Raw genomic sequence first — 13,112 nt, 5'->3', positions numbered from 1 at the left:
TCATCGGGAATTAACCAACGAGTCAATTTGTTGGTTAAGCGTCTTCAAATCCAGCTCGCCCTGATGGATGGAGGTAATTTTGCCCCGCTTATTCACAAAGAAAGTAGTCGGCATTGGCACAACTCCGTATTTGGCGACGATTTCTTTGTTCTTATCGAACAATATCGGGAAATCGACGCCGGTCTGCTTCACGAAGTTGGTCACGGTCAAATCATCCTCGCCGGTGTTGATCCCCAGAATGACGACGTCCTTATCCTGCCACTTCTCCCATTGCGTCTGCAAGGCCGGCATTTCGCTCACACAGTAGGTACACCAGGTCGCCCAGAAATTAATGACCAACGCCTTGCCCTGGTATTTCTCCAGATTATGTACCTGGCCGTCCAAACCGCGCAAATTGAAGGCAGGAGGGTTATCGCCAGCTTGGGGCCTGCCCTTCTCGCCTCCAAATACTGCTGTGCCAATCGCATATCCGCCCAAAATCACAATGAGCGTCAATATGATAATTTGTACCGGACGTCTTGCCCTACCCATTATCAGCACTCCTTCTATGACAAATCACATACTGTATGGACAAAAAGTGAATATCCTATGAACATTATAACGAAAAGTGTCATAGAGTCAGCCAGGGTAAATTTGAACTTTATGTGACCTTCTATCTTTTTCGCGGCTTGCCTGCATTGCGGGCTTGCTTGAACAGGCCTTCGACCTCTTCCTTGGTCAAATGGCGGAACAAGCCTCTCTTCAAATTGTCGAGGTACAGGTCGCCGAACGAAATTCTCTTCAGCTTCACAACCGGATGATGAATCGCTTCAAACATGCGCCTTACCTGGCGGTTGCGGCCTTCGTGAATCGTGATGCTGATGACCGATTGCTTGCCGCCCGGATCCACGTCGTAATATTCGACCTCGGCCGGCGCCGTCATCCCATCCTCCAGCATGATGCCTTCCTTCAGCTTGTCCAGCTCTGTACCATGCGGAACCCCCTTGACGGTAGCCAGGTAGGTCTTCGGAACATGATGCTTCGGATGCGTCAGCAAATGGGCAAAATCGCCGTCATTGGTCAGCAGCAGCAGTCCCTCGGTATCGTAATCCAGGCGGCCTACCGGATAGAGCCGCTCGGAAATGCCTTTCAAATAGTCGGTGACGATTTTTCTTCCCTGCGGATCGGAAGCGCTCGTGATCACACCTTTCGGCTTATTGAACATAATGTAAACCTTCTTCTCCGTCCCGATCGTTTTTCCGTTTACGGTAATGACGTCGACTGCCGGGTCGGCTTTTGTTCCGAGCGCAGTCACGGTTTCCCCGTTGACCTGCACCTGTCCGCTCACGATCAATTCCTCGCATTTACGGCGCGATGCCACGCCGGCAGCGGCCAATATTTTCTGTAATCTTTCCATTATCCTATAGTCACCTCATAAACATGATACCCATATGAAAGAAAAATCACAATAGGACAGGGCATCCGGCAACAATAAAAAGCCGTCCGGGCTGTTATCCAACAGCCGGGACAGCTTTGAGTCAACCGAAGATCAGCAAGCAGACCACTATCGCGGCCACAAACCCCACGACATCCGAGAAGAGTCCTACCTTCAAGGCATAGCGCCCATTGCGGATGCCGACGGCACCGAAATAAACCGTCAGCACGTACAGGGTGGTGTCCGTGCTGCCCTGTACCGTGGACGCGATCCGCCCAATCATCGAATCCGGTCCGTACGTCTTGATCAGGTCCGTGGTAAAGGCAAGGGAGCCTGTCCCCGTTAGGGGCCGAAGAATTCCGAGGGGCAGGATCTCGGCCGGCACGTGGAGCTTCTCCAGCAGCGGTCCCATCCAGCCGACGAAGAACTCCAGCGCGCCCGAAGCGCGAAAGACGCTGATCGCCACCATCATGCCGACTAAATGCGGTATGATGCCAATCGCCGTAGAGAAGCCGTCCTTCGCTCCGTCCACAAACGATTCGTATACCGGAACCTTTTTCATAAAAGCATATACAGGTATGAATGCAATCATGACAGGCACTGCCCAAGCCGATATAATATTGATCCAGTCCAACAAGGGCGATCACCTCTTCAATGGTATTGCGGAAGCAGAAGCAGGCGGATTCGGAGTCCGGCGGAAGGTGCGGTTACGGTACCACCGATCGGCAGCAATCGCCGCTGTAGTCGCTATAGCTGTAGCCAGCAGGGTCGAACCGACGATTTCCGCGGCATTGGCGGAGCCGAAATTGAGCCGAATTGCAATCAGTGTCGTGGGAATCAAGGTAATGCTAGCCGTATTCAACGCGAGCAGGGTGCACATGGCGGCCGAGGCGTTCTCCTTGTCCGGATTGAGCTCCTGCAGCTCCTGCATCGCTTTGATGCCCATCGGAGTTGCCGCATTGCCCAGCCCAAGCAGATTAGCGCTCATATTCGAGAGGATATACCCCATCGCCGGATGATTCTTCGGCACGTCAGGAAACAAATATGTAACGACCGGCCCGAGCAGCTTGGATATCGCTTTGACGAGCCCGGCATCCTCGGCCATGCGCATCATTCCCATCCAGAATACAAGTACGCTGATAAGGCCGAAGCAGACGGTTACTCCTGTGGCCGCACCCTCGAACGCTGCCTGGGTAACGAGGTTGATATCCCCTTTAATCGCCGCAAAAGCAAACCCGATGACGATGAGTCCTAACCAAATTTTGTTGACCATCCTCTTATCCCCTCTCCTACAGGGTAATATGCTACTTTAAGAGCAGCAGCGATTTAATGACTGCAGCAAATGTATCTCCCCAGCTGCCGCTGGCCAATGCGGCCCTCGATTTGATCGCTCCCCTCGCCGGCTTCGGCGAAGGGATGAAGCTGCCCTGCTCATAGACGGGAACCTGCCCGATTTCATGGCCGTCGAGCGAGATTCTGATTTGCCCCCGATACCCGAAATCGTTGGCTCTGGCCCGTTTGAGGAAGAGCTTACGTTCGACGCGTTCCAACTCGCCGCTGGCCAGGGCATAGCTGAAGCCCGAGCCCGTGACCAGTCCATCCTGAACGGGCTGCCCCGCTTCGATGATCCCCTTCAGCGGGTAATTGGCAAATCCGTAATCGAGCAGCTTCTGGTGATCATTCCAGTCGTCTCCATCGTTGAGCGTAACGACGGCCAGCTGCTGTCCCGCCCGGCTTGCCGAGCTGACCAGACAGCGGCGGGCTGTTTTGGTATAGCCCGTTTTTACACCATCCGCTCCCTCATAGAATCGAAGCATTTTATTCTTATTATCCCATTTATAATCCCACGGATTATTCGGGTTAGGGGCTTTTTTGCTTCGGGTCTTGACGATTTCCTTGAACACCGGATTTTGCAGGCTGTAGGCGGTAATTACCGCCATATCGTTGGCCGAGGAGTAATGTCCCTTCGCGTCCAGCCCGTGCGGATTCTGAAACTGGGTATGCTTCAGCCCCAGCATCCTTACCTTTTCATTCATCAGATGCACGAAGCCTTCCTCCGACCCGCCGACATGCTCGGCAATGGCTGTTGCTGCATCGTTTCCCGAGCGCAGCATCAGACCGTACAGCATATTCTCCAGAGTCATTTCCTCTCCAAGCTCCAAGTAAATAGAGGAACCCTCTTTGCGGTAAGCATTTTTGGAGACAGTCACCTTGTCATCCAGTTTGCCGTACTCAATGGCAATGATCGCCGTCATGATTTTGGTCAAGCTGGCCACTGGCATTTCCTCATCCCCGCGGTGGCTGTACAATATGCGCCCCGATTTGACGTCGATCAGGGAAGCTGCCTGCGCATGCGTTCCCGGCGGGCGGGGAGCTTTATCCACCACAGCTTCGGCATTAGCTGGAATCAATAATGATACAGCCAGCATGGCTGCCATACTGATGCGAATTATCATGCGTATTGTCATTATGCGACTCCTCCGGTATAGTAGCGCTAATACTTGTACACTATATGCGGAAAACGAGGAGAGTATGTCCATCGTTCCCGGCAAAAAAAGACCCCTCCCGAATTCAGCGGAAAGGATCGGTCAACTTATTTTGCCTTAGAGCCTTATTTAGCTGTACGTATTCCCATTGTTCTGATTCGCTAAAGGAATGCCTTGAATTGAAGCTGACTGAGCCGTTCCCGAACCATTGTTTGGGAGCATGGATTGAATTTTATCCATTACATAAGGTACGGTATCGATCATTTTCTCGAACAGATGAGTCTGATTGTCCAACGGAACGATATGCACGCCCTGCTGGCCGACGACGAGAAAAGCGATCGGATTAATCGACACGCCCCCGCCGCTGCCGCCGCCGAATGGGCGATTTTTATCCGACTCAGATGAAGCACCGCCGGTCTCATCGACATTATAATCGCTTCCTCCCGCGGCAAATCCGAAGCCTACGCGGCTGATGGGCAGGATGACGCTCCCGTCCGGAGTTTCCACGGGCTCGCCGACGATCGTATTCACATCAACCATATCCTTGATGTTTTCCATAGCCGTCTGCATTAATCCTTGGATCGGATGATCTGACATGATAACTCCTCCTCTTCAAGCTAAATAATAAGAACTACCTTCACTCCTACAGTTTGCGCAGCGGGGGTTCTTAATATGCGCGGGATCAGAACAAAAAAGAGCCCGCAGTCCCTTACGACCACGAACTCCCTTTTTTACGTCCCTTGAGAGCGATGCTGAGCCACTTTTTGAATCCGCCTTGTACCTTTAATACGCGGGCAATAAGTACGAATCCGGCATAAAGCGCCCGTGCCAAGCGAATTTCACCGCTCATTTCGATTTCGGTAACAAATTGCGGCGGCTTGTCAAAGACAGGCACAACGAATAGCCTCGGTCTTTGCCTTAAGCGAATGTAGCAGGATAACCAGCCTATTAGCGTTGTTTTCAGACCCCATAAGGCTCCCGTCAAAGTCGCGGTATGGGCGGCATCCTGCAAACCGACATTCGTTGACCAATCCAGCTTGTGAAAAGAAATATGCTTAAGCGTGCTCGCCATCCATTTCTTAAGTCCTCTTGTTGCCCCGAGCAAGTCATAGAACTGATCTGCCCAGTGGCGAAGCTTGTCTTTATTGATATCCTTCTCGCTGTTGTCCGCTTGATCCTGCGCGAGGTTGTTCACATGCTGCTGTTCTACTCTGAATCCGTCCTTCAAATTTTTGAAAATGATGTACGGAATCATGTAGCGGAGCCGAATCAATCCATAGAGCGTTACAATCTCAAGCTTAACGGTTTCGTTATGATTCAACTTGCGAGCAGCCAAGTGAAACTTGATTGGAGATAACAAGATGAGGACTACAGCAATACATACGAGCAACAGGATCAGGATGACTCCGAGCCATATCCACACAGGAAAGCCCTCCATACCATTCAAATGACAATCTTGAAATAGTATGGCTCCGTAAAAAGGAAATCATTCGCTTCAGCCGAGGTTACTCCTCATTCACATCGTCAAAGGTAAGCTGCTGCTCCTCCAGCTTCTGGAACAAGAGCTGCGTCTCTTCCTCGAGCTGTTCGGTGCTTTCAAACTCGGCAAGATCCGGCAAGTCCTCCAGGCTGCCCAGGCCGAAATAATCTAAAAAGGCAGCCGTCGTGCCATAGAGGATCGGCCTGCCGATCGCTTCGGCCCGTCCGACCTCTTGGATCAGATCCTTGTTCACCAACGTATGAATCGCCCGCTCCGATTTGACGCCGCGGATCTCTTCCACCTCGATACGGGTGATCGGCTGCCGGTACGCGATAATGGACAAAGTCTCCAATGCCGCCTGGGACAAGGACGAGCGGGTTGGCGAATAGGCCAGCCTTTCGAAGAAGGGGGCATGCTCCGGCAACGTAGCAAGCTGGTAATTCCCCGCCAGCTGAACAATCTGCAGCCCCCGGCCCTCCCGCTCAAAGGATGACTTCATATCCAATAGAGCATCGGTTATGATGTCCTGGCGCTGCTCGGTGACTTCGGCAATCTGCTTTACGCTGAGACCCTCCTCTCCGGCCAGGAACAGCAATCCTTCAATAATCGATTTCAAGTCCCGATAATTCATCTGCCTTTACTTCCCCTCTCCACTCCATCACAATGTCATCAAACAGTTTGTTTTGATAGCATACGATTTGCTTCATTTTCATCAGCTCCAGAATTGCCAGGAAGGTTACGACGATCTCGTGACGGTACATTTCCGGATGCAGCAGCTTGGAAAACAGAAGCCTTCCGCCTTTGCCCGTACGCTCCAGCGCCGCTACGACATCGCGAATCCGGTCCTTGACCGATATTTCATCCCGGTGGATCCGGGCGACCGAGCTGCGTTTCACCGCACGGCGCAGCGCCTTCTGGAACGTAGCGATCAGGTCGGCGGCGTGCAGCCCTTTAACCGGATTCTCCAGCACTTCCGGCATGAAGGGAGTCAAATCCTCGGCCTCCTTCGTAAAAATGAGGCTGCGCTCCCATTCCCGCTCGTGCAAATGCTCGGCAATTCCCTTGTACTTGCGGTACTCGATCAGCTTGCGGATGAGCTCGTCCCGCGGATCCTCCTCATCCTCCATCAAGTAATCATATTCGTCATCGAATTCGATTACCGGCGGCTTAGGAAGCAGCTGCTTGCTCTTGATCGATAGCAGCGTTGCCGCCATGACCAGGAACTCGCTCGTAATTTCCAGTTCCAGCTCCTGCATGTTATCCAAATATTCAAGATATTGATCGGTGATTTCACTCACGGAAATTTGGTATATATCGACCTCTGCCTTATCGATGAGATGCAGCAGCAGATCCAGCGGACCCTCGAAGGTATCCAGCTTATAGGTTACAGTCGTCAATGGACATCCTCCACCCGTCAGAGGCAGTTCAAAAGGCTCAGCTTCTGAACGCGATTGAAATAAAAAATGCAGTACCCTAAATAAGGGTACTACATTAAATAAGCACTATTTTAGCAAATTCGTCAAGTTCGCCATTTCGATCGCAGCCATGGCCGCATCCCAGCCTTTATTCCCTGCCTTGGTGCCCGCACGCTCGATCGCCTGCTCGATATTTTCCGTCGTCACGACGCCAAAAATGGTCGGAACGCCCGTTTTCAGGCCGATCGCTGCTACCCCTTTAGCCACTTCGTTGCACACGTAGTCGTAGTGGGAAGTCGATCCCCGAATCACTGTGCCCAGTGTTATGACCGCGTCATATTTGCCGCTTTCGGCCATTTTTTGCGCGGCGAACGGAATTTCGAAGGCCCCGGGAACCCAGGCCACGCTGACTTCCTCATCCTTAACGCCATGGCGCTTCAAGGCGTCAAGCGCGCCGCCAAGCAGCTTGCTTGTTATAAATTCGTTGAAGCGGCCAACGACGATTCCGTATTTCAATCCTTCCGAGACGAGATGCCCTTCAAATACTTGTGCCATCACATGATTCCTCCAATAAAGTTATAGTATTTTTCGCGTTTATTAAAAGTTGTTCATTTCTTCAGTAATTGTTAGCCTTGTGTTGTTTCGTTCTGCTCGATCTCATCAAAATTCAGCAAATGCCCCAGCTTCTTCTGCTTTGTATGCAAATAATTGCTGTTGTCCTCATTTTCCTTCATCTGGATCGGGACGCGCTCGACGACCTCAAGGCCGTAGCCCTCAAGTCCGGTAATTTTGCGCGGATTATTGGTAAGGAGCCGGATTTGGCGGATGCCGAGATCCTTCAGAATTTGCGCGCCGATGCCATAATCCCGCAGGTCGGCCGGGAAGCCCAGCTTCAGGTTGGCATCTACCGTATCAAGCCCCTGCTCCTGCAGCTTATAGGCCTTCAGCTTATTAATCAGCCCGATGCCCCGGCCTTCCTGGCGCATATAGAGCAGGACGCCATTCCCTTCCTCTTCAATTTGCCTTAGCGCTGCCTCAAATTGCGGACCGCAATCGCAGCGGTGGGAATGAAATACGTCCCCAGTCAGGCATTCGGAGTGCACCCGGACAAGGACTGGCTCCTCACTTTTGATTTGCCCTTTGACAAGGGCAACATGCTCCTTGGAATCCACGTCGTTCGAATAGGCGATCGCGCGGAACTCGCCGTAATCCGTCGGCATGCGCACCTCAACCTCGCGGGTAACCAGCTTCTCCTTCTCATTGCGGTAATGGATCAAATCCTTAACACTGATGAGCTTCAAATCAAACTGCTTGGCGATTTGCACGAGATCCGGCAGGCGCGCCATCGTTCCGTCTTCCTTGATAACCTCGCAGATGACCCCGGCCGGGTATGAACCACACATCCGCGCCAGGTCAACCGCAGCCTCCGTATGCCCTGCCCGCCGCAGCACACCGCCTTTCTTCGCGATCAGCGGGAACATATGCCCCGGTCTGCGGAAGTCGGAAGGCTTCGCGTCCGGATCCATGATCGCCTTCACCGTAAGCGAGCGTTCATAAGCCGAGATTCCAGTCGTCGTGTCGATATGATCGATCGATACGGTAAAGGCCGTACCATGAAAATCCGTGTTCTGAGCGACCATTGGCTTTAAATCTAGCTCTTCCGCACGTTCAGCCGTTATCGGCATGCAGACAAGCCCGCGCCCTTCCGTAATCATAAAGTTGATCACTTCCGGGGTGGCCTTCTCGGCAAGCGCCACAAAATCCCCTTCATTCTCGCGATCCTCATCATCGACCACAATAATGACTTTGCCTCGCATAAGCTCATATATCGCTTCTTCCACCCGATCCAATTGAATATCACTCATGGCTGTATTTCCCTCCCTAGCTGTTCTATTCTAACATCCAATCAAAAGACTTAAACGAATCCATTCTTCATCAGGAACGGCATATCGATGCCGGAGGACAAGCCTTCATCCCCGGAATGCTCCTCCTTGGGCTTTCCCTTGCCGTAGGCAAGCAAGTGCTCCACATATTTTCCCAGAATATCGCATTCCAGATTGACTGTATCGCCCTGGCGCTTATAGGCCAGAACGGTTTCCGCCAGCGTATGAGGAATGATCGATACGCTAAAGCGCTGCCCGTCCGCGCGGACTACCGTCAGGCTTATCCCGTCAACAGTAATGGAACCTTTGGGAATAATATATTTGAACAGGGATTTCTGCATGGGAGTTATTTCGAACACAACCGCATTCTGATCCTGCTTGATTCCCGTGATCGTTCCTACTCCATCCACATGCCCTTGAACAATATGCCCGCCGAAGCGTCCGTTCGCCGCCATGGCCCTTTCAAGATTGACCCTGCTGCCCGATCTAAGCTGGCTCAGGTTCGTATGGCGATACGTTTGCGGCATCACGTCAACCGTAAAGGACGAACGGTCAAACTGTGTAGCCGTCAGGCAGACTCCGTTCACAGCCACGCTATCCCCAAGCTTCATCCCTTGCGTTACGGTGCTTGCGGTTATGCTAATGACCATCGCCTCGCCCTTGCTCTGGACCGACTTGATCGCGCCAACCTCTTCCACTAATCCGGTAAACATGCAGCCTCCTCCTTTCCACGCCGAATCCTGCGATTATTTCGCTGCGTGTTCATAGACGGGATAACCCGAAATACAAATATTATCGCCGATTTGCTCTACGGACAGACCTTCTAGAACGACCGCATCCTTCATAAGCTCAAAGCCATCGAACACGAAGCTTCCCGGTGCATTCAGGCCGCCGATCAATTTAGGCGCCAGGAACAAGACGACCTCATCAACCAGCCTGCGATGCAGCAGCGATCCGTTAAGACGCCCGCCGCCTTCAACGAGCAGCGAGGATATGCCCAGCTCACCCAGCCTCTGCAAGCCGAGAGGAAGATCCACCGGTGGCCCATCGCCGCAGACGATGATTTGGATTCCCCGCTCTGTCAGCGATGCCCGTCTCTCTTCGGGCGACTGTCCGGTAGTCAGCACAATAGTCTGCGCGGCACTATCGCTAAGTATCTTGGCTTCATCAGGGATACGGAGCGTCGAGTCCACAACGATCCTTACAGGTGAAATGCCAGGTACCGTCAACCTTGTCGTTAATGAAGGATCATCGGCTATCACCGTCTCTACACCGACCATAATTCCATCGTGGCGGTGGCGCATCGTGTGTACGCGCTCGCGAGACTCGGCGTTGGATATCCACTTGCTGTCCCCGGTTCTTGAGGCAATTTTGCCGTCCAGCGTGCTGGCGGTTTTGATCGTGACGTAAGGTATTCCCGTCATAATAAATTTGATGAACCTGCGATTCAATTGTACGGCTTCATCCCGCAGCACGCCGACCTCTACCTCGATCCCGCTCCGCCGCAGCATCTCAATGCCTCTACCCGCCACCTGCGGATTCGGATCTTCGCAGGCAACGACCACGCGGCTCACCCCGGCCCGGATCAGCCCTTCGCTGCACGGGGGCGTGGCTCCATAGTGGCTGCACGGCTCGAGCGTGACATATACCGTACTTCCTCTGGCCGCCTCCCCGGCCATGTTGAGCGCATGGACCTCCGCATGCGGAGTGCCGCGCTTCAAATGGCTGCCAAGCCCAATAACCGCGCCGTCCTTCACGACAACGGCTCCGACGACCGGGTTAATGCCGGTTTGTCCCTGAGAGCGGCTGGCCATGTCCAGCGCCAGTCTCATATAGTACTCGTCATTCATAATTTCCAAAGCATGCTTCACCTCCACCGGCTTCAGGCGGGCAGGCAGAAAACCAATAAAGCCCCATCGGAGTCCGATGGGGCAATGAGAGTTATTATACGCGAAATGAAAGCACAAAGCCGGATATGAGAAAATAGAACGGAACATAGGGGCACGATGCACCAAAATGCGCCCTAAACCGCCATCTCTCAGCCAGCTATTCAAGCCCCTCGTTCTCACAACGGATTCCCGGGAATCCACTGTGTGAAAAATAGAACTTGAAAGATATGCTCTGATTTATTAGATATACTCGTAGCTGTCACGTCATATATCCTGCGTCTCCTTCTCCCATCCAGACTATACTGTCGGTCCCGGAATCTCACCGGCTCAGCCGCATGCTTCATTTGTGGCGCACGCGGGTCACGGACTTGTACTCGCTTCAGCCCAGATAATTCGGCCTGAAGCAGTCATCACCGTCGGTAGGGAATTTCACCCTGCCCCGAAGTTAACGTTCAGTATATTTAGTTGTCCTCAGTCATGAATCACTAATGACCTCGTTAAAATGTTACCACCAAAAAAATTAAAAAGCAAGGCATGATCAAACATGATCACCTTGCGTTTACCTCCGCTATTTTTAATTGTATCTATAATTGCCCGGAAAAATGCTCCTTCAAACTCTTATTGCTATGAACGGTGAAAACGTATTTCCATTCCCGGTCATCCGGCTCCAGCCACTCAAATAAATACGACAAATCATGCCCGATCTTCTTGATGCTGAAACATCGGATAATCGTTTCCCGATCATAAGAATAGTCGATCAGTTGTTTGCCCACTTCAATAAGCGGTGCCTCAACGGCTTTGCCGGCGCATTTATCCGCATCCGCCTTCCGCAAATAGACGCTGCCGCAAAGTATACAGTTGTACATCTTACGTTAACCCCCTTTTGTCTAAATTGCCTTTTTTATTCTTAAGCGAATTTTCGCTAAATAAACCGCAGCAAGCCAGACACAAGTTCCTGAATCAATGCTCTGCCTTAATAGGCTGTTTGATGAAAAGAATATCTCCTGCAGCCAGTAATTTCAAGCCATTGTTTTCAAGAGGTATCGAGCCCTACTACGTCTATGATATGGGGATATGCAACATTAAAATGGATTCATTTAATACGATCCTCCGGCATGTGCGGCAAGCCTGTATTAAATACCGCCCATGGACGGAGCCAGGATTTTTACGATATCGTAACAGTACTATTTCGTGCAGGAGTGTTTGAAGAGAAATAAATCGTAGGCAGGCCTATTTTGCATAAAAGCATAAATCAGGGGGAAAATTACAACCAACATGCTTACAAGGAGGTAATTAGTAGTGGCCAAGCCGGACGATCGTTCCGATAACGTAGAAAAATTGCAGGATGCCATTCAGGATACCATCGAGAATTTCCGTGAAGGACAGGATTATTTAAGCGAGCATGCCGACGAAATCAGCGGCGAAGAGAAAGACCAGATCGAGGCCAAAAATGAACGCCGTCTGGATAGTATCCAAGGCATGCGTGAAGAGGTTAAGGACGAAGCGGCCGACGCTCAAGAGTAAGACCTGTCAGGCACCCGGTTACCACGAGAGAACAAGGATCCTTGATCTTTAGTTCTCTCTTTTTATTGGTCATTGCCGCCATAGGGTTGCTTCCGACCATCTATCATTTCCCCTTATCCTCCCACATCCTTTCGTCATGTAACGCCGGCCACCGTACGCCGGGGGCTTCGCGCGATGTATCTGCCTATACTTTCTCGTCTACCCATAACTTCGTTTCAACCTAGACCTCTCAGAGGTATACCTCTCAGATGCTTTACTCATATCCTATAGCATTTCACACATCGTCCCTGCTCTCCCCCGCCCTGCTCCCATCCATAGACCCAGGGGATTGCCTTGCAACCTGCTCTTGAACAGTCTTTCCAGGTGATATCGCTAAATGCCCTACAACAAAAAAAACGACACCGATCTCTCGATCGATGCCGCTTCATCCAAGCTTCACATAAAATTAAGCTTCGTCCCAGACCGTAACTTCCTTCATTTTGTCGCCAGGACGGATTTCGTCCACAAGCTCCATGCCGGACGTTACCTTGCCGAACACCGTGTGTACTCCGTTCAAATGCGGCTGCGGCTCATAGACGATAAAGAACTGGCTGCCGCCTGTATCCTTGCCCGCATGCGCCATAGACAGCACCCCGCGCTCGTGCTTCGTCGTATTCGTCGACGTCTCGCATTTGATCGTGTAGCCAGGGCCGCCTGTGCCGTTTCCAACCGGGCATCCGCCTTGGGCAACGAAGCCCGGGATGACGCGGTGGAACGTCAGTCCGTTATAGAAGCCAGAGTTGGCCAGCTTCTCGAAGTTTGCTACAGTGCCCGGAGCCTCTTCCGGTAAAAATTGAATTTCTACCTCTCCGCCTTTTTCCAGTACGATCTTGCCTTTCTTCATATCGGATCACTTCCTTCTTTATTCTCAGGTAAGACAAACCTCTTACAGTTTACTATGAAATCGGGCGATGAGCAAAAAAATCCGCCACCTTTTTCGGCAGCGGATTTATTATTTTGCTGAGCGCCCGATGAATGATGA

General features: G+C 51.8%; 16 protein-coding genes and 1 riboswitch. Of the genes, 1 reads left to right on the top strand and 15 read right to left on the bottom strand.

Going from position 1 to position 13,112, the window contains the following annotated elements; all coding sequences use genetic code 11:
• The 14 genes from BN2762_RS14965 to BN2762_RS14900 form a co-directional block, all read right to left on the bottom strand.
• Positions 1-531, bottom strand: a complete 531-nt coding sequence (locus tag BN2762_RS14965; RefSeq protein WP_055107734.1) for a redoxin domain-containing protein — start codon at positions 529-531, stop codon at positions 1-3.
• A 121-nt stretch (positions 532-652) separates the two neighbouring features.
• Complete coding sequence (locus tag BN2762_RS14960; protein ID WP_055107733.1) at positions 653-1,396, bottom strand: pseudouridine synthase; 744 nt, start codon at positions 1,394-1,396, stop codon at positions 653-655.
• Positions 1,397-1,517: 121 nt separating this feature from the next.
• Positions 1,518-2,051: a spore maturation protein gene (locus tag BN2762_RS14955; RefSeq protein ID WP_055107732.1), complete on the bottom strand. Its 534-nt coding sequence runs from the start codon at positions 2,049-2,051 to the stop codon at positions 1,518-1,520.
• Between the two features lie 6 nt (positions 2,052-2,057).
• Positions 2,058-2,687, bottom strand: coding sequence for a nucleoside recognition domain-containing protein (locus BN2762_RS14950; protein ID WP_055107731.1), 630 nt, complete (start codon positions 2,685-2,687; stop codon positions 2,058-2,060).
• Between the two features lie 31 nt (positions 2,688-2,718).
• Complete coding sequence (locus BN2762_RS14945; RefSeq protein ID WP_055107730.1) at positions 2,719-3,882, bottom strand: D-alanyl-D-alanine carboxypeptidase family protein; 1,164 nt, start codon at positions 3,880-3,882, stop codon at positions 2,719-2,721.
• 147 nt (positions 3,883-4,029) lie between these two features.
• Positions 4,030-4,497 carry a GerW family sporulation protein gene (ytfJ, locus tag BN2762_RS14940; protein ID WP_055107729.1) on the bottom strand — a complete coding sequence of 156 codons (468 nt, stop codon included), beginning with the start codon at positions 4,495-4,497 and terminating at the stop codon, positions 4,030-4,032.
• Between the two features lie 112 nt (positions 4,498-4,609).
• Positions 4,610-5,323 (bottom strand): DUF2953 domain-containing protein, encoded by a 714-nt coding sequence (locus BN2762_RS14935; protein WP_055107728.1) that lies wholly within the window; start codon positions 5,321-5,323, stop codon positions 4,610-4,612.
• Between the two features lie 82 nt (positions 5,324-5,405).
• The gene (scpB, locus tag BN2762_RS14930; protein ID WP_055107727.1) at positions 5,406-6,011 is read right to left on the bottom strand and encodes an SMC-Scp complex subunit ScpB; all 606 of its coding nucleotides are present in this window, start codon (positions 6,009-6,011) and stop codon (positions 5,406-5,408) included.
• The gene (locus BN2762_RS14925) at positions 5,980-6,777 is read right to left on the bottom strand and encodes a segregation and condensation protein A (RefSeq protein ID WP_055107726.1); all 798 of its coding nucleotides are present in this window, start codon (positions 6,775-6,777) and stop codon (positions 5,980-5,982) included. The genes scpB and BN2762_RS14925 overlap by 32 nt, the downstream gene beginning before the upstream one ends.
• A 105-nt stretch (positions 6,778-6,882) precedes the next feature.
• On the bottom strand, positions 6,883-7,350 hold the full coding sequence (ribH, locus tag BN2762_RS14920) for a 6,7-dimethyl-8-ribityllumazine synthase (protein ID WP_055107725.1): 468 nt from the start codon (positions 7,348-7,350) through the stop codon (positions 6,883-6,885).
• Positions 7,351-7,421: 71 nt separating this feature from the next.
• The gene (locus BN2762_RS14915; RefSeq protein WP_055107724.1) at positions 7,422-8,660 is read right to left on the bottom strand and encodes a bifunctional 3,4-dihydroxy-2-butanone-4-phosphate synthase/GTP cyclohydrolase II; all 1,239 of its coding nucleotides are present in this window, start codon (positions 8,658-8,660) and stop codon (positions 7,422-7,424) included.
• 50 nt (positions 8,661-8,710) lie between these two features.
• Entirely contained in the window at positions 8,711-9,391 is a 681-nt protein-coding gene (locus BN2762_RS14910) for a riboflavin synthase (RefSeq protein WP_055107723.1), read from the bottom strand.
• 33 nt (positions 9,392-9,424) lie between these two features.
• Positions 9,425-10,537, bottom strand: a complete 1,113-nt coding sequence (gene ribD, locus BN2762_RS14905; protein WP_055110082.1) for a bifunctional diaminohydroxyphosphoribosylaminopyrimidine deaminase/5-amino-6-(5-phosphoribosylamino)uracil reductase RibD — start codon at positions 10,535-10,537, stop codon at positions 9,425-9,427.
• Between the two features lie 306 nt (positions 10,538-10,843).
• Positions 10,844-11,018: riboswitch (FMN riboswitch) on the bottom strand.
• A 133-nt stretch (positions 11,019-11,151) separates the two neighbouring features.
• A complete protein-coding gene (locus BN2762_RS14900; RefSeq protein ID WP_055107722.1) occupies positions 11,152-11,433 on the bottom strand; it encodes a hypothetical protein in 282 nt (93 codons plus the stop codon).
• Between the two features lie 433 nt (positions 11,434-11,866).
• Here BN2762_RS14900 and tlp point away from each other — a divergent pair, with 433 nt between their 5' ends.
• A complete protein-coding gene (gene tlp, locus BN2762_RS14895; protein ID WP_055107721.1) occupies positions 11,867-12,091 on the top strand; it encodes a small acid-soluble spore protein Tlp in 225 nt (74 codons plus the stop codon).
• A gap of 445 nt (positions 12,092-12,536) precedes the next feature.
• Here tlp and BN2762_RS14890 read toward each other — a convergent pair whose 3' ends face one another.
• Positions 12,537-12,974, bottom strand: coding sequence for a peptidylprolyl isomerase (locus BN2762_RS14890; protein WP_055107720.1), 438 nt, complete (start codon positions 12,972-12,974; stop codon positions 12,537-12,539).
• Between the last annotated feature and the right edge of the window lie 138 nt (positions 12,975-13,112).

The sequence above is a fragment of the Paenibacillus ihumii genome, assembly GCF_001403875.1.
GTDB lineage: Bacteria > Bacillota > Bacilli > Paenibacillales > Paenibacillaceae > Fontibacillus > Fontibacillus ihumii.
The sequence above is the reverse complement of the archived record's forward strand: the minus strand, read 5'-3'. Positions and strand labels throughout refer to the sequence as shown.